The 19,075-nt window shown below is 65.2% G+C and carries 22 protein-coding genes; 14 read left to right on the forward strand and 8 right to left on the reverse strand.

Going from position 1 to position 19,075, the window contains the following annotated elements; genetic code table 11:
* Positions 1-60 precede the first annotated feature (60 nt).
* The 9 genes from ACZ60G_RS12190 (at position 61) to thpD (ending at position 6,817) form a co-directional block, all read left to right on the forward strand.
* Positions 61-744, forward strand: a complete 684-nt coding sequence (locus ACZ60G_RS12190) for a PAS and ANTAR domain-containing protein (RefSeq protein ID WP_465809720.1) — start codon at positions 61-63, stop codon at positions 742-744.
* 55 nt (positions 745-799) lie between these two features.
* The gene (locus ACZ60G_RS12195; RefSeq protein WP_465809721.1) at positions 800-1,291 is read left to right on the forward strand and encodes an anti-sigma factor; all 492 of its coding nucleotides are present in this window, start codon (positions 800-802) and stop codon (positions 1,289-1,291) included.
* Positions 1,281-2,066 (forward strand): RNA polymerase sigma factor SigF, encoded by a 786-nt coding sequence (locus tag ACZ60G_RS12200; RefSeq protein ID WP_465809723.1) that lies wholly within the window; start codon positions 1,281-1,283, stop codon positions 2,064-2,066. The genes ACZ60G_RS12195 and ACZ60G_RS12200 overlap by 11 nt, the downstream gene beginning before the upstream one ends.
* A 126-nt stretch (positions 2,067-2,192) precedes the next feature.
* On the forward strand, positions 2,193-2,591 hold the full coding sequence (locus ACZ60G_RS12205; RefSeq protein WP_245721181.1) for a hypothetical protein: 399 nt from the start codon (positions 2,193-2,195) through the stop codon (positions 2,589-2,591).
* A 232-nt stretch (positions 2,592-2,823) separates the two neighbouring features.
* Positions 2,824-3,534, forward strand: a complete 711-nt coding sequence (locus ACZ60G_RS12210) for a response regulator (RefSeq protein ID WP_433527195.1) — start codon at positions 2,824-2,826, stop codon at positions 3,532-3,534.
* Positions 3,535-3,683: 149 nt separating this feature from the next.
* Entirely contained in the window at positions 3,684-4,268 is a 585-nt protein-coding gene (gene ectA / locus ACZ60G_RS12215) for a diaminobutyrate acetyltransferase (protein WP_465809725.1), read from the forward strand.
* The gene (gene ectB / locus ACZ60G_RS12220) at positions 4,265-5,533 is read left to right on the forward strand and encodes a diaminobutyrate--2-oxoglutarate transaminase (RefSeq protein WP_465809726.1); all 1,269 of its coding nucleotides are present in this window, start codon (positions 4,265-4,267) and stop codon (positions 5,531-5,533) included. The genes ectA and ectB overlap by 4 nt, the downstream gene beginning before the upstream one ends.
* Before the next feature lies 1 nt (position 5,534).
* Positions 5,535-5,933 carry an ectoine synthase gene (locus ACZ60G_RS12225; protein WP_040690649.1) on the forward strand — a complete coding sequence of 133 codons (399 nt, stop codon included), beginning with the start codon at positions 5,535-5,537 and terminating at the stop codon, positions 5,931-5,933.
* Positions 5,934-5,941: 8 nt separating this feature from the next.
* Positions 5,942-6,817 carry an ectoine hydroxylase gene (gene thpD / locus ACZ60G_RS12230; RefSeq protein ID WP_465809728.1) on the forward strand — a complete coding sequence of 292 codons (876 nt, stop codon included), beginning with the start codon at positions 5,942-5,944 and terminating at the stop codon, positions 6,815-6,817.
* Between the two features lie 70 nt (positions 6,818-6,887).
* Here thpD and ACZ60G_RS12235 read toward each other — a convergent pair whose 3' ends face one another.
* Together ACZ60G_RS12235 and ACZ60G_RS12240 are read right to left on the reverse strand one after the other, a co-directional pair.
* Positions 6,888-8,111 carry a hypothetical protein gene (locus tag ACZ60G_RS12235; RefSeq protein ID WP_465809729.1) on the reverse strand — a complete coding sequence of 408 codons (1,224 nt, stop codon included), beginning with the start codon at positions 8,109-8,111 and terminating at the stop codon, positions 6,888-6,890.
* A complete protein-coding gene (locus ACZ60G_RS12240) occupies positions 8,111-8,332 on the reverse strand; it encodes a hypothetical protein (RefSeq protein WP_063045065.1) in 222 nt (73 codons plus the stop codon). Before ACZ60G_RS12240 ends, ACZ60G_RS12235 begins: the two co-directional genes overlap by 1 nt.
* 30 nt (positions 8,333-8,362) lie before the next feature.
* On the opposite strand from ACZ60G_RS12240, the gene ACZ60G_RS12245 reads away from it, so the two are divergent.
* Positions 8,363-8,554 carry a hypothetical protein gene (locus ACZ60G_RS12245; protein WP_465809731.1) on the forward strand — a complete coding sequence of 64 codons (192 nt, stop codon included), beginning with the start codon at positions 8,363-8,365 and terminating at the stop codon, positions 8,552-8,554.
* Here ACZ60G_RS12245 and ACZ60G_RS12250 read toward each other — a convergent pair whose 3' ends face one another.
* From ACZ60G_RS12250 to ACZ60G_RS12270, 5 genes are all read right to left on the reverse strand, one after another.
* Positions 8,555-10,801 (reverse strand): serine/threonine-protein kinase, encoded by a 2,247-nt coding sequence (locus tag ACZ60G_RS12250; RefSeq protein WP_465809733.1) that lies wholly within the window; start codon positions 10,799-10,801, stop codon positions 8,555-8,557.
* A gap of 57 nt (positions 10,802-10,858) precedes the next feature.
* Entirely contained in the window at positions 10,859-11,659 is an 801-nt protein-coding gene (gene erm / locus ACZ60G_RS12255) for a 23S ribosomal RNA methyltransferase Erm (protein WP_465809734.1), read from the reverse strand.
* A 418-nt stretch (positions 11,660-12,077) separates the two neighbouring features.
* Positions 12,078-13,316, reverse strand: a complete 1,239-nt coding sequence (locus ACZ60G_RS12260; RefSeq protein ID WP_465809736.1) for a tetratricopeptide repeat protein — start codon at positions 13,314-13,316, stop codon at positions 12,078-12,080.
* Positions 13,317-13,407: 91 nt separating this feature from the next.
* On the reverse strand, positions 13,408-13,929 hold the full coding sequence (locus tag ACZ60G_RS12265; RefSeq protein WP_465809738.1) for a hemerythrin domain-containing protein: 522 nt from the start codon (positions 13,927-13,929) through the stop codon (positions 13,408-13,410).
* A 446-nt stretch (positions 13,930-14,375) separates the two neighbouring features.
* Entirely contained in the window at positions 14,376-15,407 is a 1,032-nt protein-coding gene (locus tag ACZ60G_RS12270) for an ABC-2 transporter permease (RefSeq protein WP_465809740.1), read from the reverse strand.
* 72 nt (positions 15,408-15,479) lie between these two features.
* On the opposite strand from ACZ60G_RS12270, the gene ACZ60G_RS12275 reads away from it, so the two are divergent.
* The 4 genes from ACZ60G_RS12275 (at position 15,480) to ACZ60G_RS12290 (ending at position 18,344) form a co-directional block, all read left to right on the forward strand.
* Entirely contained in the window at positions 15,480-15,908 is a 429-nt protein-coding gene (locus ACZ60G_RS12275) for a MarR family winged helix-turn-helix transcriptional regulator (protein ID WP_397054138.1), read from the forward strand.
* 77 nt (positions 15,909-15,985) lie between these two features.
* Entirely contained in the window at positions 15,986-17,065 is a 1,080-nt protein-coding gene (locus ACZ60G_RS12280) for an NAD(P)H-dependent amine dehydrogenase family protein (protein WP_465809743.1), read from the forward strand.
* Positions 17,062-17,547, forward strand: a complete 486-nt coding sequence (locus ACZ60G_RS12285; RefSeq protein WP_465809744.1) for a carboxymuconolactone decarboxylase family protein — start codon at positions 17,062-17,064, stop codon at positions 17,545-17,547. The genes ACZ60G_RS12280 and ACZ60G_RS12285 overlap by 4 nt, the downstream gene beginning before the upstream one ends.
* A 65-nt stretch (positions 17,548-17,612) precedes the next feature.
* Positions 17,613-18,344: a hypothetical protein gene (locus tag ACZ60G_RS12290; RefSeq protein WP_465809746.1), complete on the forward strand. Its 732-nt coding sequence runs from the start codon at positions 17,613-17,615 to the stop codon at positions 18,342-18,344.
* A gap of 6 nt (positions 18,345-18,350) precedes the next feature.
* On the opposite strand, the gene ACZ60G_RS12295 is transcribed toward ACZ60G_RS12290, so the two are convergent.
* Positions 18,351-19,037, reverse strand: coding sequence for a hypothetical protein (locus ACZ60G_RS12295; protein ID WP_465809748.1), 687 nt, complete (start codon positions 19,035-19,037; stop codon positions 18,351-18,353).
* Between the last annotated feature and the right edge of the window lie 38 nt (positions 19,038-19,075).

Genomic DNA, 19,075 nt, shown 5'->3' on the forward strand with positions numbered 1-19,075 from the left:
TAAGTCCCTGGTCGGGCCGATATACCGGCACCGAGCACGATCGCGCTCCATACTTGCGCTGTGACGGAGAGTGGATCGGTTTCGCCCGAGCAGGCGCAGGTGTTGGGTCGGGTTATCGGCATGGGTAAGGCGCAGAACGTCGGCACGTTCTACTTCTGGTTTGCCGACCAGCGGTGGGAGTGGTCCGACGAGGTCGCGCTGTTGCATGGATACGAGCCGGGAACAGTGACACCGACCACCGAACTGCTGTTATCGCATAAGCATCCCGAGGATCGGGCGCAGGTCGCCGACACCCTGGCCAACTCCATCGAAAACGCGCAGCCGTTCTCCAGCCGGCACCGGATCATCGATACGTCCGGTTGCGTGCACCATGTGATCCTAGTAGCCGATCAGATGCTCGACGAGTCGGAAACGGTGATCGGGACATCGGGGTACTACATCGATGTCACCGACGCGCTCGAGGAGCGGCAGCAAGAGACCCTCGACGACGCGCTGCCCGAACTGTATGCGGCGCGCGCGGTGATCGAGCAGGCCAAGGGCGCGTTGATGCTGGTCTACGGCGTCAACGCCGAACAGGCGTTCCGGGTGCTGAGCTGGCGCTCCCAGGAGACCAACATCAAACTGCGGGAACTAGCCGCTCGGCTGATCGCCGATCTCGGCACGCTGACCGATTCGATGGCCGAAGTGCGCACGCGATTCGACCATCTGCTGTTGACTGCCCATCAACGGATCGAGGCCGACTGAGTCGAATCCACACCGGTTGCGATGTTTCGATGGTGACCGGCCGGGTAAGTCGCGAATGACCCCCGACTCGAAGGCAAGTTCCGGTCGGCTCGGAGGAAAAGAGGTGGTGATGGGCATGGGGGAGTGGAGTTCCCAGTCCGCGGCGGAGACGACGACGACGATAGGGGTTCGTATCCCCGCCGAGTTGGAGCAGCTGACGATGCTGCGCGCGCTCGCCGAAACCGTCGCGCTCATAGCGGATTTCGCGATCGATGAAGTGGTCGACATCCGGCTCGCGCTCGACGAGGTGGCTACCTCGTTGATCCTGGAGGCGACACCGGGCTCGATCTTGGACTGCGATTTCACCTACAACGATCACGAGATGTTCGTGCGCGTGGGCGCGGTCGCGGTGTCGGAAAAGGTGGTCGGCCAAGCCGGATTCGGCTGGCATATCGTCCGCACGCTGACACAGTCGATCTCGGCGGCGCAGGAGCCGTTCGACAGCGTGGTTTCCGGATATCCGACTGTCGTCGACTTCAGCTGGGCACGGAGTGGTGATGGCGGCTGATTCGAGAGCGCACCGCGACAGTTACGACAATATCGAGCCGCTCTTCGAAAAGATCGCCGCCATCGACCCCGCCGATCACCGTCGAGAACTGTTGCGCGAGGAGCTGATCGGCCGGTGCCTGCCGCTGGCCGAACATATTGCGCGCAAATTCTCCGGGCGCGGCGAGAACTTCGACGATCTGTTGCAGGTGGCCCGATTGGGTCTGGTGCAGGCCGTCGACCGCTTCGATGTGTCACGCGGTTCCTCGTTCCTGTCGTTCGCGGTGCCGACGATCATGGGCGAAGTGCGCAGGCATTTCCGAGACAACACCTGGGCGGTGCGGGTGCCCCGGCGCACCAAGGAGATCCAGCTCAGTATCGGTCCGACCATCGAGGCGTTATCGCAGCGGCTGGGCCGGTTGCCCAGGGCGCGCGAGATCGCCGCGGAGCTGGATGTGGATCTGGTCGAGGTCACCCAGGCGCTCATCGCGGGCAATGCCTATCAGTCGAGTTCGATCGACGCGGTGGCCGGCGACGACATCGAGAACGCGCCGCAACCGCTGCTGGACAGTCTCGGTGAAGATGAGCCCAGCTACCAGTATGTGGAGGACTATCTTGCGGTCCGGCCGCTGATCGAGGAACTGCCCGACCGGGAACGCGAGGTGCTGGTCATGCGCTTTTTCGAGTCCATGACCCAGTCCCAGATCGCCGAACAGCTCGGTGTTTCGCAGATGCATGTCTCGCGCATACTGTCCAGAACGCTCGGGAAGTTGCGCGCCGCCGCGCTACGCGACTGATGGACGGCGGGAATGCATTGTCGCGCAATGCGTTTCGTAGTGATCGGATCCACTGTTTGCCCGGCGTCGCACGCGGGTACGCGAAGAGGAACCGGACTATTGATGCCGACGCGCAAGGAGGTCGTCATGAACGATCAGCGACGACCGGCCACCCGAGATCCGTATGCCGGACCGGGGGCTTTCAGGTCGCTGAAGAAACCGCCGGAATCAGTCGTTCGCGGCGAGGGCCCGCAGCAGCCCGGCCGCTTCCTCGTCACCCGCAATCATGAAGTGATCCGGCGGTGGGCCGAGCAGCGCGGTGCGCGACCGGCCACCATGCCCGGCAGTGAGTACGACGGTCGCCTCGGCGTCCTGCGCTTCGATTTCCCCGGGTACGGTGGCGCGGTGCTGCGTGCGGTGGGCTGGGACGAATGGTTCGCCACCTTCGACGCGCGTCGGCTGATGTTCCGCTATCAGGACCGCAGGGCCGACGGCGGACCGAGCAACTTCAACCGGCTCGAACAGTCCCATCGGGACGAATGGTGACACTGGCCGAAATGTGTCGCATGTCACGTGCAATTTGCACAAATGGGGTCTTCTTGCGCAGGGTGGAGTAGCCGGACGCTAACCGACTGCCCGTGACCTGCCGTTTACCAATTGGTCGGTCCGGGTATTCAAGCAGTTGGCAATGGTGCTCGAAGTGCGGACTTTCGCGTCGGTTCTGGGTACGCGAGTCTCCGCGTCGCGTCGCGTCCGCGTGGTTGCAAGGGATGAGGGCTTGACCGCAAACCTGATGATCGTTGACGACGACGAAGTGGTCCGTGGCGCGCTGCGCACGGCCATGGAAGACGAGGGTTACGACGTTGCCGAGGCACATGAGGCCGAGGACGCTCTGACATATCTGCGCAGCAATGGCGCTCCCGATGTGATGATCGTCGAGCTGATGCTCGGCGATATGGACGGCTTCGATTGCATCAGGGAGATCCGCCGCGAGCACGACGTGCCGATCATCGTGGTCAGCTCGCGCGATGACACCCATGATGTGGTGGCCGCGCTGGAGGCGGGAGCCGACGACTATGTCACCAAGCCGTTCGAGATCAAGGAGATCTCCGCGCGCATGCGGGCGTTGCGCCGCCGCGCACGTCTGACCATGGAGCGCGAAGCGCCGCGCGAGGCCGTACTCGACGCGCACCCTGACGGACAACTGGTGCTGGATCGCGACGGTGGTGCGGTACGCCGCGGCGAAGACGAAATCCGGCTCACCATCACCGAATTCAAATTGCTCTGCGAACTCGCGGAATCGCCGGGACGGGTGCTGAGCCGCACCGTTTTGCTCGAAAGAGTATGGGACGACGGCTTTTTCGGCGATGAGCGGATCGTCGATGTCCATATGCGCCGCCTGCGCACCAAAATCGAGCTCGACGCCTCAGAGCCGCGCATCGTGGTCACCGTGCGAGGTCTCGGCTACCGACTCGATCTCCAGCGCTGAGCCTGTGACCAACGCCGCAGTCGCACCGAAGTATGACGCTGCCTGCGGTTGTGATCTTTTCGTAATACAACCGCAAAGAGTTCGACAGGTTCACCTCAAAGTTGCTTCGTAAGCCTGGATAAGTACTGCAGACCCGACCAGGGAGACGTATGTCACTGCACACCTTGTCCACCAAGACGATCGAACCGTCGGTCACCGAATACCCTTCGGCCGTACCGATTTCCGGACCGCACACGCAGCCGGTGCTGCGCCCGCCGAGAGTCGGGGACGCGGCCCAGATCTGGCGTATCGCCAAGGATTCGCAGGTCCTCGACACCAATTCCAGCTACGCCTACCTGCTGTGGTGTCGTGATTTCGCGGGCACCTCGGTGGTTGCCGAAGTCGGTGGCCGGGTCGTCGGATTCGTGATCGGTTACCTGCGTCCGCAGGCGCCGGAGACGGTGTTCGTGTGGCAGGTCGCGGTCGAGCACGAACAGCGCGGACGCGGCCTCGGCGCGGCGCTGCTGGACACGCTGCTCGACACCGTGGCCGGCGCCGGTGTTTCGGCATTGGAGACGACGATCGCACCGGACAACCCGGCCTCGATCGCGATGTTCGCCTCGGTGGCGCGTCGCCGGTCGGCCGAGCTGACCAAATACCCCCTGTTCGATTCCGAACTCTTCCCGGACAGCCACGCTGCCGAAGACCTCTATTTGATCGCCCCCACCGCCCGAAAGCAGGAGGATCGACGATGATTACCGCCGAGACGACCATTTTCGAGGAGCTCGAATCCAATGTCCGTGGCTATTGCCGCGCCTGGCCGACGGTGTTCACCACCGCGTCCGGGAGTTGGTTGCGCGCCGAGGACGGGAAGGAGTACCTCGACTTCTTCGCCGGAGCGGGTGCGTTGAACTACGGCCACAACAATCCGGTGCTCAAGCAGCCGCTGCTGGACTACATCGCCGGTGACGGGATTACCCACGGCCTGGATATGTCGACCGTGGCCAAGCGCGGCCTGCTGGAAACCTTGCGCGATACCGTCTTCACGCCGCGCGGCCTGGACTACAAGGTCCAGTTCCCCGGCCCGACCGGCGCGAATGCCGTCGAGGCCGCGCTGAAGTTGGCCCGCAAGGTCACCGGTCGCGAGACGATCATCAGCTTCACCAACGCCTTCCACGGCATGTCGCTGGGTGCGCTGTCGGTGACCGGCAATGCCGCCAAGCGGGCCGGCGCCGGTGTGCCGCTGGTGCATGCCGCGCATATGCCCTATGACGGCTACTTCGACAACACGACTGCCGACTTCCAGTGGATGGAGCGGGTGCTCGACGACACTTCGTCCGGTTTCGACCGGCCCGCGGCGGTGATCGTGGAGACGGTGCAGGGTGAGGGCGGCGTGAATATCGCGCGGCCCGAATGGCTGCGGCATCTGTCCGAATTGTGCACCGCGCGTGGCATTTTGCTGATCGTCGACGATGTGCAGATGGGCTGCGGCCGGACTGGACCGTTCTTCTCCTTCGAGATCGCCGGTATCACCCCCGATATCGTGACGCTCTCGAAATCCATCGGCGGCTACGGTTTGCCGCTGGCCCTGGTGCTGTTCAAACCGGAGCACGACGTCTGGGCCCCGGGTGAGCACAACGGCACCTTCCGCGGTAACAACCCGGCCTTCATCACCGCACAGGCCGCGCTCGAGCACTTCTGGTCCGACGGCACCCTGCAGGCCTCGACCGAGGCCAAGGGGCAGCGGATCGGTGCGGCCCTGACCCAGGCGGCCGAGTACTTCCCGGGCATTTCGACGCGGGGTCGCGGACTGGTGCACGGTGTGGTCTTCGACGATCCCTCCCAGGCCGGCAAGGTCTGCCAGGTCGCCTTCGAGCGTGGGCTGCTGGTGGAGACCTCCGGTTCGCTGGACGAAGTGGTGAAGTTGCTGCCGCCGTTGACGGTGACCGACGAGGAGGTCGAGCATGGTCTGCGAGTGCTGACCGGCGCGATCGGCGCCGTTTGCGGACAGGAGCGTTGAGATGATCGTGCGCAGCACCGCGGAGATCACCGGCACCGAACGCGATGTCGCGGGGCAGGGCTGGCGAAGCAAGCGCATCGTGCTCGGCGGCGACGGCGTCGGATTCTCCTTCCACGAGACCAGCATCGAAGCCGGGACCGTGCACGAGTTCCACTACCGCTACCACGTGGAGGCGGTGTGGCTCATCGAAGGTGAGGGCACGCTGACGGATCTGGACCACGGCGTCAGCTACGAATTGGCGCCGGGCTCGATGTACCTGCTCGACGGACACGAGCGCCACCGCCTGGAGGTACGTACCGATATGCGGATGATGTGCGTGTTCAACCCGCCGGTCACCGGGCAGGAGGTCCACGACAGCGACGGCGTCTACCCGCTCGTCGCGGCCCAGGTAAGCGGATAGGAGGCGCAATGACGTTGGTGCAGACCGACGATCGCTACCCGACTCGGCTCGTCACGGCAGGCGAGCACCGGGACCGGACCGATCCCACTGTGTGGGGGGCGGTCGATTCCGAGGAACTGACCTCCTTCGATGCCAATGGTTTCGGGATCGTCGAAGAGCTGTTGACACCCGCCGAGGTCGCGGAGTTCAGTGCCGAAATCGACCGTCTCGCCGGTGATCCGGCGCTGCAGGGCGACGACCGGGTGATCGTGGAGAAGTCCTCGAACCGGGTGCGTTCGGTCTTCGAGGTGCACCGGCTCAGCGGCGCGATCGCCGACCTGGTGCGCGAATCCCGGGTGGCCGGATTGGCCAGGCAGGTGCTCGGCTCGGACGTCTACATCCATCAGAGCCGGGTGAACTACATGCCCGGTTTCCGCGGCACCGGCTTCTACTGGCATTCGGATTTCGAGACCTGGCATGCCGAGGACGGTATGCCCGCACCGCGCGCGGTCAGCCTGTCCATCGCACTGACCAACAACTATCCGATCAACGGCAGCCTGATGGTGATGCCCGGCTCGCACCGCACCTTCGTGCCGTGCACCGGCAGCACGCCGGCCGAGCACTATCGGGAGTCGTTGCAGGAGCAGGAGATCGGCGTACCGACGCACGCGGATATCAATGCGCTGGCGGACCGGTACGGCATCACCCAGTTCACCGGCAGCGCCGGATCGGCCCTGCTGTTCGATTCGAATATCATGCACGGTTCGTCGAACAACATCACGCCGTTCCCGCGGTCGAATATCTTCCTGGTGTTCAACAGTGTGGAGAACACGCTGGTGGAGCCGTTCGCCGCCCCGGCCCCGCGACCGACGTATATCGCGAGCCGGGACTTCACACCGGTGTAATCCGCCTGCGACGCAACCGGTCTCGGGTCGCCTCACCGAGACCGGTTGCGCGCATATGCCTTTGGTTGCATCAGCCGTAGATGTCCAGCGTGACGGTGAGTGTCGCCAGGCGGGTAGCGAGCCCGAGATCGCGGGCGCGACCCTGGACGTCCGTGCGATCGTCGGCGGGTAGCTTGGCCCACAACTCGCCGAGACGGACCTGGGTGTCGGTATCGGCCACGGCGAGGACTCGCAGCAGTGTCGACCACAACCGGCCCTTGGTCGCGACGCCGGGTATCGCGGTCAGGGTTGGTTCGGGCAATTCCAGTAGCTGGGTGCCGATTCGGCGTTGGATCTCGGCGTCGGTGCGCTCGACCAGGTCGAGCAGGCCGCGCCACAGTATCGGATCGCTCTGCCCCGTGAGCGCGGCGACCAGCGCCGCCGTCGCCGCTGGCTCCGCGGTGATCGGGTTGGCCGCCAAGGTGTCCAGCGCCGACGGGCTCAGGTATGCGGTGAAGCGGAGCATGTCGTTGATCGCGCCGTGCTCGATGAAGGTGGCGGCGAGTTCGGTAATGGCTCCGGGCGGGCCGATATCGAGCAGGATGTCGCCGAGCGCTTCGATCACGTCCTCGTCGCAGCGGGCGAAGACCGATACCGCCGCCAGGCGCAGCTCGGTGGAACCGGCGAGGACGGTGGCGAGGATGTGCGGTATCCGATCCAGCGGCCCGGATAGCAGTTGGCGCACGATCGCGCTGATATTCGGGCCGGAGTAGGCGTAGGCCGCCGAAAGGATCAGGCCCTCGTCGTCGGGCACGCCCGCCTCGATGGCACGGACCAGTTGCGTCGTCGCGAAGCCGAGGAACGGACCGGCGGTGACATAGTCCTTGCGGCGCATCAGCTCGTTGGCCACCCGCACGACCGGTTCCGGCGGCGCGACCTCGGCGAGCCGGCCGAGGGTATGTGGGTCGATGTACGGCGCGCAATCGGCGGCATATTTCGGATCCAGCATCCCGAGGGCTTCCGCGGCCTTCTTGGGATGTTCGATGCCGACCGCACCCGCGGCGCGTCCGCCCATCATCGGCGGCACGACTCGCTGCACCAGCGGTATCGAAATGCTCAGCGGAATTATCGGCACCAGTTTGCTGAGCCGACCGAAGGTCGCGGAGTGGTCGTCGAAAAGGGCGCGCGCCATGCGTTGTTGCAGTTCGTGCAGTTGCTCGGCGCCGAGTTTCTCCAAGTGGACCAGGCGTTCGGCGGGGACATGCAGTGTGCGGGCCAGCAGAACCAGCTGCGCCCTCGTCACCAGGTCGGTCATCAGCCGAGCCGATTCCCGAACATGACCTTCTTCGCCGCGGTGCTCAGCGGCCAGGGCAGTGCACCGAGCAGTCCGTCGACGGCCTCGGTGAGTCCGGCCGTCTCGGCCCTGCGCGCGTCGCGGAACAGGGTCAGCAGCTCTGCGGATTCCGCCTCGGAGAGTTGATCGAGGGCCGCGACGGTGCCGCCCAGCTCTTGTTCTAGATCTGCTCTGGCGGTCATATTCGCTCCCGGTTCCCCAGTCCTCGCGCAATGACAGTGCACGAAGCACTTCTAGATCACATTGTGCAGTGCCACCTGGCCCGCGGGACTCGGTTCGCCCGTAACGCGCCGCAAGGCAATCGTCTGGCAATAACCGGGCCGAATCTGCGTCCGGTGACGCGCGAAGTGATCGGGCGTGCGACCGGCAAGATTCTCGAGCGCACGCTCATCCAGCCGGACTGATCAGCGGGCGACAATACGTTCCAGAGCGGCGAGGTCTTGTTCCAGCATCCGGAACAACCAGTAGATGGCGACGAATGCCAGCGCGCTGCCCACACACAGCACACGCAGCGGCACGATGACCGCCGGAATATCCTCGGCGGGAATGAACGTCGCGCCCGCCACGCCGAGCAGCGGTACCGCGGCGGCGATGGCGAGGAAGTAGGTGCTGCTGCGGTCGAGCCGGCGCAATTGCACACCGTCGGCGGCGCCGAGTCCGCCGTGCGGCAGGAACATCGGGTAGATGCTGCGCACCGCATAGAAGCTGACCAGGAAATACGGGTAGGCCATGGCGATCGCGCCGCAAACGATCTGGGTGATGAAGAAGTGCACATAGGCCTCGGCGGTGAGGTGATTGCCCGAGACCTGCACCGATACCGGGACGACGACACCGGCCAATACCCATAATGCGAAGCAGGTCAACACATTTCGGCGACCGAGTTGCAGGGCCTCGCTGCGGGCGCGCGCCAACGTCGGCGCGTCGTAGGACTTGCCCTTGCGTAGCCCGCGCGAAATGGACCACAAATCGACCAGCAGCACATTGGTGACGATGATCCCGATCAGGAAGCAGATGCCGTAGGTGGCGACGGCGATCTGGTCGAAGCGCAGCTGCGCCTGCTCGTCCAGTTTGGCGATGATGAGCGTGCGATTGTGGTTGTAGCTGTACAGGATTGCCAGCGCATTCGGCACGCCGATGGCCAGCGCCATGATGGGGTGCATGAGCACTCGGGCGCGCAACCGCCAACTGTGCGGCGGCGGGTCGACCAGGTCGCGGGCGCGCGCGTCCAGGCAGACATCGAATTGCTGGGCCATATCCGCTCCGCGCGCCCACCGCTTATCCGGATCCGGGTCGAGGGCGCGGACCAGTGCGCGGCGCAGCGCGACCGGGCAATCGGCCGGAAGATCCTGATACGGCAGCGATTGCGGACTGCCCGAGCGGCGGTCCAACATGCCGTCGAGTGCGGTGCGATCGCCGCCGGTCACCTTGTCGTCATCGAAAGGCTTACGGCCGGTGAGCAATTCCCACAGCATGACGGCCAGCGCATAGAGATCGCTGCGGGTATCCAGGTCGGCGGCCGTTGTCGTTTTGTCCGGGTGCACGGCGGCCAACTGCTCCGGTGACATGTAGGCCAGCGAGCCGCCGAAGTAGGCGACCGGGCTGTCACCGGAGACATTGCCGCTGAAGCTGATATTGAAATCGGCGAGTTTCGGAACGCCCTCGGCGGTCAGCAGCACATTGGCCGGTTTGATATCGCGGTGCAGCACTCCGCAGCGTCCGGCGTAGTCCAGTGCCTGGGCCAGTCTGCGCCCGAGCCAGGCAATGGTCTCCGGCCAGGACAGTTCGGCCAGTTCGGCGCGCACGGGGGATTCGCTGGGGCGGATCTCGCCCTTGTCGGCGAGTACGGAGTCGATGACATCGACCAGCAGTGCGCCCGAGCGTTCGGCCGCCGGTGTGTTGCGCACCCGCTCGAGCACGGTGAACAGCGTCCCGCCCGGCACGTACTGCATGTACAGCAGGCGCAGGCGGCGACTCTCCAGGACCCGCTGGTCGAAGACCCGCACGATGTAGTCGTGGTCGAGCTGGGCCAGGGTCTGTGGTTCGGCGCCCTTGTCCTGGGAGATCTTCACCGCGACGAGCCGCTGCATGGAGCGCTGTCTGGCCAGGAACACTCGCGCGAACGCGCCACGCCCCAGCCCGGTCATCAGGTCGAAGTCGTCGATCTTCTGGCCGACATCGATCTCGTCGAGGTCCGCCGGATCGGCGTAGACGGCCAGCAGAGTGCTGCGGTAATCGTCGGTGGCCAGCATCTCCGAGAGTTGCTCGGCCTCTTCGGGATAGGCCGCGGTGTATTCCTCGACATCCACCGGACTGCCCGCGCGCCTGCGGACGTGGAATTCCTCGTAGATGAGATCCGGCGGCAGTGGCCAAGTTCGCAATTCCGGCAGGTCCTCGACGTATTCGGCGAGGCGCTTGGGCTCGGTGCCGCGCATCCACCGGTTCGCCAAGTCGACCTTGATCAGCTCGATCAGCGACACCCGGCGGATGGCGGGGGAGTCCGGTAGGTAGGCGGGCAGATCCGGGGGCGTCTGGGCCGCCCGCCAGGCCTGCGCGAATCGCTCGACGACCTCGGCGACCCCGGTGCGCGGACCGCCCGGCGAGCGGTCCGGAGCGACCGTCGCCCCCGGAACCGGCGGAGCGGGGTGCGCCATCTGCGCATCGTAGCTCCACCGATACCCCGATGGCGGCCGAGTTGGGCAACTGATTTGCTAGCTCAATGCCTGGTAGAGGGTGAGCCAGCGGTCCGGGGAGACGAGGCCGACAGGTTCGTCGAGGGCGATTCCGGCCACGGTGCAGGCCGCTCGAACCTCGTGAGTCGGATGAACCCGGCGCAGTGTGGCCGCGAGGGAACCACCGAGGCCGGAGAAGCCGAATTCCACGAGTTGGTGGTAGCCGCGGAGTTCCTTTCGTGCGAGCAGTGGTTGTTCGCGTCGGCGCAGCCGCAGAACGGCAGCATCGACCCGTGGCATCGGACGGAAGTGGTGGCGTTCGACTCGGGTGCCCAATTCCATTGTGACGGTGGGCCATTGGGTAATGGTGAGTTTGGTCCAGCGGCCGTAGTCCCCGGCGTATTTGCGGGCGAACTCGCGTTGGGTCAGTAATGTCGCCGAGCTCAGCCTCGATGCCGCGAGACACCAGCGCAAGATATCGGTGCTCGCAGCGAACGGGATATTGGCGATGACCGTGAATGGTTCGCGGGGCGGAGTGATATCGCGAATATCCGCGTGATGCACCTGAATTCGGCGGTCGCTCGCATAGCGGGCGCGCAGTCTCTCGGCGTAATGGCGGTCCTTTTCGTAGGCCAGGATGTGGCGCGCAGCGCTCAGGAGATGCCTGGTGATCATCCCGTCGCCGGGACCGATCTCGACGACGAGGTCATCGGTGCCGACACCGGCCGCGCGTACCAGCCTCCCCGCGATGCCGGTGTCGGTAAGGAAATTCTGTGACAGCTGCTTGCGGGTGCTGCCGGAGGGAATCCGGGCATGCGGCAGCGAACGATTGCGGGACATGGGTGTCCTCCGAACGGAGTGGTCGAATCAGGAATGGGTGATTCGCCCGGACCGTGCCGGAACACTATGGGGCGCAGCCCATCTCAGTTCGATCAGAACTGGAGAAATCGATCAGATCGATGGAACAGCGCAGTGCGCGGGCAGAGGCCGGGCTGCCGCGCGGGGCCGCACGTAGTACGCGGGGACCACGCACGCTCCGTTCAAGCCAGGACTGCCTGCCATACGGGCAAACCTAGAGCACCCGGGACCTGTCCGCGACTAATTTATCGCGCCCGGCGCCAGGGCCGGGGTGCTGTGAAATTCGGTCAGCACGAAGAACTGAAGCAGTACCTGCTCGGCACCCGAAGCCGAGTGCTCGTCGAGGCCGGTTCGGTCGACCAAGTGTGGGGATCGGACCGGCGGCGAATCCCGCTGCCACTCAAGCCGAATTCACCGATTGATCGTGTTCGTCGGTCTTTTCCTCGGCGATGCGGGCGCGCCAGATCTCGGCTTCGGCATGATTGCCCTGGCGTTCGAGGAGCTCGGCGAGTCCGGTCATGGCGCGTGCTTCGCGGCGCTCGGCCGCGGTGCGCCACCAGCGCTCGGCATCGCCGAGCTCACCACGATTGAACAGAACGACGCCGAGGTCGTAGGCCGCGCCTGCGTGCCCGGCCTCGGCGGCCTGTGCCCACAGACCGCAGGCTTGTTCTTCCTCGCCGCGGCCGAACATGGCGACGCCGAGATCGTAGAGGGCGGCGCGATAGCCGCGTTCGCCATCCTTGGTGCGCTCTTGCAATTTGGATTGCTCGGGCTTCGGTGGTTCCGGGAGCGGGGTGTGATCGGTAGCCGCCGCTCGTTCCTGCATCACCGGAACCTGCTCCGCAACTGACGGTTCCGCCAACCGGGCGCGCGCGGTTTGCAGCGGTGTGGTCTGCTCGGCCGCCGGGAGTTCGGGGCGGGCGAACGCCGTTTGCATTGGTTCCGGGAACCGCACCAATTCGGGGTCAGGAGGTGTCGGCTGCGGCTCAGGGAGTGGAGGCTGCTCGGGGGCAACAGATACGGCGCGATGCGGCTGCGTCGGTGGCGTCGGCTGCGCGGATATGTCTGGTCGCGGTTCCGCGGGCGGTGACGGTTGGGGTGCGGCGACGGGCGTCGGGGCGGCGACGGCGGGCAGACTCGCGGTTTCCACCTCGACCACCAGGTTGGCGAAATTCGGCGGGCCCTCGCCGACACTGCACCAGAGGATGATTCGGCCGGTCGGTGGTTGTTCGATGAGGATGCCGTAGTTGCCGGACCAGGATTTCTGTGCGCCGAACCCGTCGACCCAGACCGGGGTCAGCGAGAACAGTGCGCCCGGATCGGTCGGGACCACCTCGAAGGTGACGCCGTCGGCGAGGGCGTCGCTCCATACGTCGACCCCGGCGAGGCGTCTACCGTCGATGCCGATGTGCCCGTCGACCACCGACAGCCCGATTCCGTGGCCGCGCAGACCCGCGGGCGGTGCCGCGGACAGCAGCTTCATGGTGACCAGGATCGGCGCAGATCCGACCTGTTCGGTGTACATCGGGTAGATCAGGCTGCCGTTCCAGGTGATCGGGTCGGCGGATCGGTAGTGGGCGGCCAGCGGTAGGTTCTCCGGCGAATTCTGGGCATACCAGTGCGAATACGGTTGATTCATATCGCGCCCCGACCTTTCACCGATGCTTCCTCGCCCCTGTCTACGCGGTCCGGCCGGTAATACCGTACCCGCCCCTGATCTGGTGGCTGCTTCAGTCCCGAGCGGACCGCATGCGATCCACCGCGACCGTGACGCCGAGCAGTTCCTCGCCCGTCCTGGTACCCATTTCGAGTTCGTCGAAAGCCTGCACGAGCCTGCGTTCCTCCCAGTGGAAGTGCGATTCCAGGATGGCGGCCAATCCATCGAGTTCGCGCCGTACGGTATCGGCATTGTCCGGCCCGATCGAGTCGAGCAGTTCGGTCAGTCTGCGCAGGATATCGGCGACCAGTTGGTGGTCGGTGCGCAGTTCGGCCAATACCGGGGCCAGTTCGGGGAATTGGCCGGCAAGTGCCGGGAACCCCGCGGTGTCCTCGCCGGTGTGGTGCCGGGTCAGGGCGGCGCAGAATGCCGTGCAGTGCGTGCGAAGTTGCGTCGGCCGCAGCTCGGAACCTGCCGCATAGGCGCTGACATCCGCGCGGATTCGCGTGAGTTCGGTTCGCAGCCAGTCGTGTATCGCCACCAGTTCCTGTCCGAGGGCGCGCGCCCGGTTTGCGTCGAGGTCGGTTGATGCCATGGATCGTCTCTTGTTCGAGGAAGATGCACGGGCCGTGTGGCTCCGCGAAGGGTGCTGGAAATGCGGTGGGGCCTCGATGCCCCGCTCGACCTCAGTGCGAGCGCGAATGTGGACGCACGGCGGACTCCTCGATCACGGTGCCTCCATGCCCATCGCCGTCCACCCGGCGCCGCCACGCGACACATCCACGATCTTGCACCTGATAGGGGCCGCCGATCAACTCGGTGTGTTCGAAGACGTTGCGCGCCATGTGAAATTGCAGTTCATGCCCGATCCTGCGATGGCAATGCATTTATATGTAACTCACGGTTACATATAAATCGGGTTCTGCGGAATTCGAATGCCAGAGCGGCGATGCGATCATCGTACCTGGCCCCGGACCGCAATGCGACGCGACCGCGAAAGATTCGCCCCAAGTGACGTGGGTCGAATCGAACGCTCAGGTATCAGACGCCGACTGCCTCTTCCATCTCCTCGTCGGCCTCGGCGGGTCGCTGTACGGAAGCGGCGGGCGCAGGGGAGTTACGGCGTTCGTGTCGCGCGGCCACCATGAGCAGTACCGCGCCGACGGCCAGCCACACGAACAGGCTCGCGATGCGGCCGGCGAAACCCGCACCTCCGTCGAAGTACAGCAGGCTGCGGGCGCCCTCCACGAAGCCCGCGCCGTTCCAGAAGGCGTGCAGCGAACCGAAGAAGCCGTTCTGCAGTTCGGGGCGGTAGATGCCGCCGGAGGTGGTGAAGTTGAGCATCACGAACAGCACCATCAGCGCGAGCGTGGTCCAGCGCTTCATAAAGGTGTGCAGTCCGATACCGACAGTGATGATGCCCGCCGAGTACAGCCAGCCCATCGCCCAGATCGCCGCGTAATCGTGGTCGACGACATGGAAGACCGGCGCGGCCACCACGATTCCGATGATGCTGACCACCAGCGAGGTCGCCAGGCCGATCACCGCGCGCACCCGCATGGACAGTCCGGCACCCGCAGCACCTATCGCGGCGACGCTGCCGTAGGAGCCGATACTCAGGGCGACCAGCAGGAAGAACAGACCCTGTCCGGTGGGGTCACCACTGGCAGTCCGGGTGATATCGGTGACCGTCATCGGCACGCCTTGCGTTCCGGCGACCTGTCGGAACACCAACTCGACCGCCATTGCCGTGGTGTCGGAATTGGCCTTGGCCACAAGCAGTTCGGGATGTTGCGCGTCGGGAATGTACGCGCCGGAGAGCGTGCGGTCGCGCAACTGCGCGATGGCGTCGTCGCGGGTGGGCAGCGTGACGACCTCGAGCGCGTCACCGGCCTTGTCCTTCATGGTCTGCGCCAGCACCATATCCCGCGCGGATGTGCCAACCACGGCCACCTTCAGATGGTTCGGCTCGGGCTGATGGAACGCGCCCAGATAGGCCAGTGCCATGCCGAGACACATCAGCAGTGGGGTCAGCAGATGTCCGGCGACATGCCGTAGCTGGTGCGAGCGCATGAAGGTCAACTCCTGATAGTTGGTAAATACAACTATTACTGTTGTATCACACAACTGATGTATAGTGCAACCATGTCCACCGAACCGCGCACCGCGGCGATCCACATCATCCAGCGCGAACTGACCGCCTTCGCCCGGCGCGCCCGCGGCCGCGCGTCGGAACTGCATCCGGAGTTGTCGCTGGTGGCGTCGAGCATTCTGGATCTGGTCATCGAGCGCGACGGCTGTCAGGCGACCGATCTCGCGGATCACTTCGTGCTCGACAAATCCACGGTCAGTCGGCAGGTGGGCGCGCTGGAGCGGTTGGGCTACCTGACCCGTGAGGTCGATCCGGAGAACCGCCGCAACCACATCCTGCGGCCGACGCCGGAGGGTCGGCGGGTCGCGGGGGCGGCCGAGCGACGGCGCCATCAGGAGTTCGCCGAGCGCTTGACGGCGTGGGATGACGCCGACATCGGACGCTTCGCCGACTATCTGGTTCGCTACAACACCGCGAAATAGCCGCGCGAATTCCCCAGCCCCACTGGGTAATTCCCATAATCCCAGTCACCGAACCAAGCGCTTGCTACGCTCACTTGATGATCCCCACGATTGTCTGGGGCACCGGCAATGTCGGCCGCGCGGCCATCCGTGCCGTCGACGCACACCCGGCGCTGGAACTCACGGGCGTGCTCGTCCACAACCCGGATAAGGTCGGCCGCGATGCGGGTCGGCTCGCGGGGCTCGACTACGACCTCGACGTCCCGGCGACCGCCGATATCGAGGCGGCCCTGGCCGCCGGACCTCGGGCTGTGGTGTATGCGGCGTCCGGCGATATCCGCCCCGATGACGCGCTCGCCGATATCGTCCGCGCCGTCGAGTCCGGCGCGGTCGTCGTCACCCCGGCGCTCTACGCGCTCTACGATCCGCGCAGCGCCCCACCCGAAATGCGCGATCCGGTGCTGGCGGCGATCGCGCGGGGCGGCGGGTCGCTGTTCGTCTCCGGTGTCGATCCCGGCTGGGGCAATGATGTACTGCCGCTGCTGATGAGCGGACTCGGCAGCACCGTGGATGTGATCCGCTGCCAGGAGATCTTCGACTACACCACCTACGACCAGCCCGATTCGGTGCGCTATCTGGTCGGTATGGGCCAGCCGATGGACTATCTGCCGCCGATGGTGGCGCCGGGCATCCCGACCATGGTGTGGGGCGGGCAGATTCGGTTGATGGCGCGGGCGCTCGGCGTCGAACTCGAGGAGATCCGCGAAACCCTGGACCGCCGCGCGCTCGACGCCACAGTGACCACCGAGCGCATGGGTGAATTCGCGTCGGGTACGCAGGGCGCGTTGCGATTCGAGGTGCAGGGGATCGTCGATGGCGAGCCGCGGATCGTGATCGAGCACGTCACCCGGATCCACCCGTCCTGCGCACCGGACTGGCCGGCGCCGCCGGACGGCGAGGGCGCGCACCGCGTGCTCATCGAGGGCCACCCGCGCATCGAAATCACCATCGAGGCCGCCGACGAGGACGGAAACCGTTCCGCGGGCGGCAATGCCACCGCGGTCGGCCGATTGGTGAATGCCATCGACTGGCTCGTCGACACCGAACCCGGACTCTATGACGCACTAGATATCCCACTGCGTCCCGCAGTCGGCAAGCTCGGAAGGAAGCATCCATGATCATCGACATCCCCGAGGGCAAGGACCCGATCGGTTACGTGTGGGGCGAGATGGTGCCCGGCATCGGCGTGGCCGCCTCGAACTTCTCGCTGTCGGTGTATTCGCATTCGACCCTCGGACTGCGCGAATTCGAGGCGGCACGACTGAAGATCGCCCAGGTCAACGGCTGCATCTTCTGCCTGGATTGGCGCACCGAACGCGACGGTCAGAAGGTGGAGCCGGAGTTCGCGGACGCGGTGACCAACTGGCGCACGACCGAGTTGTTCGACGAACGCACCCGGCTGGCCGCCGAATACGCCGAACGCTACGCTACCGATCACCATAATCTCGATGACGAGTTCTGGGATCGGATGCGCGCGCAGTACAGCCAGACCGAAATCGTCGAATTGAGCATGAGCATCGGATCGTGGCTGGCCTTCGGGCGGCTCAATCATGTGCTCGGGCTCGACGCGGTATGTGTATTGCCCGGGCATGCGTCATAGGCGAATGTCTTTGTCCCAGAGATAAATAGGTTTCCGGCGCGGCCGTGGCGTCTTAGGGTCGTGCCATGTCGTCCGCCGAGCCGAGCACGCTACTCGGGCTGATCCAGCGCGGCCGTGGCGCTTGTTTCAGGGCAGCGCTCACACAGCCCGCGCTGGCTCGTGACCACGTCGTCGACTGCATCGTTCGCGATCCGCGGTGGGATCACCAGGTCGAGCAGCGCGATTGGCTCTATGCCGCGCTCGTCGCCGAGTTGGGGATCGAGCTCGCACGGTTGCGCGCGGCATATGCGGGGCCGGTGGATGTCGGTGGCGACGCCGAAGCATGGCTCGCCACTGGCGTTTTCGCGCAGTTGGCGCGGCGCGGCATTCCCGGCGCGGTCGCTGAATTGCGCCACTATTTGTGCTCGGGTCGCGATCTCGACCAGGCCCTGGCGCGTGTGCTGCCGTTCGCAGGTCATCCCGAAGCGGACGGATTGCTCGATGATGTGCTCGAAATAGCTGATGACACACAGCTGACCTGCGCGCTCGGTTGGGATCATGATCTGGGTGCGTCCGTCTACTCGTACCTGCGCACCCGATGCGCCGCCGCATTGGCTCTTTTATCCCCGGATTTCGCCGAGCATCGCGCGATCGAATGCCTCGACGACTGTGAGCCCGAAACCCGTGCCCTCGGCGTCGCCCACGCGAGCAATCGGATTCCGGAGGTGCGGGAACGCATCCGGGGCATGGCTGAGGACGCGACCGAGGAAGGCTGCAATCGGCAAGCGGCTTCAGCGCGAATTACCCAGTGGCACTGAGGAAATTCAGTCCAACGATGCCCAGTCGATGCCGTCCAGTCGGCTCCACTCGTCGCAGGCCCAGTCCCAGATGAGTTGGGCGACGGTCGCGCCGTCGGTCACTGTGGCGCGGAGGCGGCGGTCGCGGATCGGGTGGTAGATCTCGAGGGTGTAGTCGATCGGAAAGTTGCGGTGGGCCCGGATGAAACTCTTTGCGTCGTTTCGCTTTTCGGCGCTCAGGAACGGGGTGGCGGCCAGCAGGTGGAGTTGGCGGACCCAGTCGAAAACCTCACGCTGGGTGAGTGAGGAATATTTGCGTTCACCGCCGATATCAATCGAGGCGTAGCGGCGCATTTCGGGGCTGGTCAAGGTGTTGGTCCGCGCATCGTAGATTTCATATGCGAAACCCGCGATGAGGGCTTCGATGAGTTCGCGTACCCGCGGCGCGGCGTAGTCCATAGCGGAACCGCGGGTCCTGCGGCGATCCACACTGTCGGCGGCGGTCACCCGCACCGAATCTCCGGCCGCCTCGATCCGCAGCCTGGCATGCCGGGCGGCGGCCGGAATTCGGCTGTTCCAGCCGTGTAGTCCGGCGATGACGGTCTGGTAGAGGTGGTCATCGGCGGGTTGCCCGCGTCTGGATCGAAAATAAGGAAGTACGTCCCCCGGCGATGCCGCCGCGCCCGCGGGCAGCACCACGAACTCATAGCTCATCAACCCAATTTAACTCGGCCCCCGACACATTCGCCCGC

The organism is Nocardia sp. NPDC102475, from assembly GCF_055584605.1.

Coding starts and splice junctions, on each gene's coding strand:
- ACZ60G_RS12290 (WP_465809746.1), top strand. CDS start 17,613: ATGTCGTCCGCCGAGCCGAGCACGCTACTCGGGCTGATCCAGCGCGGC.
- ACZ60G_RS12225 (WP_040690649.1), top strand. CDS start 5,535: ATGATCGTGCGCAGCACCGCGGAGATCACCGGCACCGAACGCGATGTC.
- ACZ60G_RS12275 (WP_397054138.1), top strand. CDS start 15,480: ATGTCCACCGAACCGCGCACCGCGGCGATCCACATCATCCAGCGCGAA.
- ACZ60G_RS12195 (WP_465809721.1), top strand. CDS start 800: ATGACCCCCGACTCGAAGGCAAGTTCCGGTCGGCTCGGAGGAAAAGAG.
- ectB (WP_465809726.1), top strand. CDS start 4,265: ATGATTACCGCCGAGACGACCATTTTCGAGGAGCTCGAATCCAATGTC.
- ACZ60G_RS12270 (WP_465809740.1), bottom strand. CDS start 15,407: ATGCGCTCGCACCAGCTACGGCATGTCGCCGGACATCTGCTGACCCCA.
- ACZ60G_RS12280 (WP_465809743.1), top strand. CDS start 15,986: ATGATCCCCACGATTGTCTGGGGCACCGGCAATGTCGGCCGCGCGGCC.
- ACZ60G_RS12260 (WP_465809736.1), bottom strand. CDS start 13,316: ATGAATCAACCGTATTCGCACTGGTATGCCCAGAATTCGCCGGAGAAC.
- ACZ60G_RS12285 (WP_465809744.1), top strand. CDS start 17,062: ATGATCATCGACATCCCCGAGGGCAAGGACCCGATCGGTTACGTGTGG.
- ectA (WP_465809725.1), top strand. CDS start 3,684: ATGTCACTGCACACCTTGTCCACCAAGACGATCGAACCGTCGGTCACC.
- ACZ60G_RS12250 (WP_465809733.1), bottom strand. CDS start 10,801: ATGGCGCACCCCGCTCCGCCGGTTCCGGGGGCGACGGTCGCTCCGGAC.
- ACZ60G_RS12240 (WP_063045065.1), bottom strand. CDS start 8,332: ATGACCGCCAGAGCAGATCTAGAACAAGAGCTGGGCGGCACCGTCGCG.
- ACZ60G_RS12245 (WP_465809731.1), top strand. CDS start 8,363: ATGACAGTGCACGAAGCACTTCTAGATCACATTGTGCAGTGCCACCTG.
- ACZ60G_RS12295 (WP_465809748.1), bottom strand. CDS start 19,037: ATGAGCTATGAGTTCGTGGTGCTGCCCGCGGGCGCGGCGGCATCGCCG.
- ACZ60G_RS12235 (WP_465809729.1), bottom strand. CDS start 8,111: ATGACCGACCTGGTGACGAGGGCGCAGCTGGTTCTGCTGGCCCGCACA.
- ACZ60G_RS12200 (WP_465809723.1), top strand. CDS start 1,281: ATGGCGGCTGATTCGAGAGCGCACCGCGACAGTTACGACAATATCGAG.
- thpD (WP_465809728.1), top strand. CDS start 5,942: ATGACGTTGGTGCAGACCGACGATCGCTACCCGACTCGGCTCGTCACG.
- ACZ60G_RS12265 (WP_465809738.1), bottom strand. CDS start 13,929: ATGGCATCAACCGACCTCGACGCAAACCGGGCGCGCGCCCTCGGACAG.
- ACZ60G_RS12205 (WP_245721181.1), top strand. CDS start 2,193: ATGAACGATCAGCGACGACCGGCCACCCGAGATCCGTATGCCGGACCG.
- erm (WP_465809734.1), bottom strand. CDS start 11,659: ATGTCCCGCAATCGTTCGCTGCCGCATGCCCGGATTCCCTCCGGCAGC.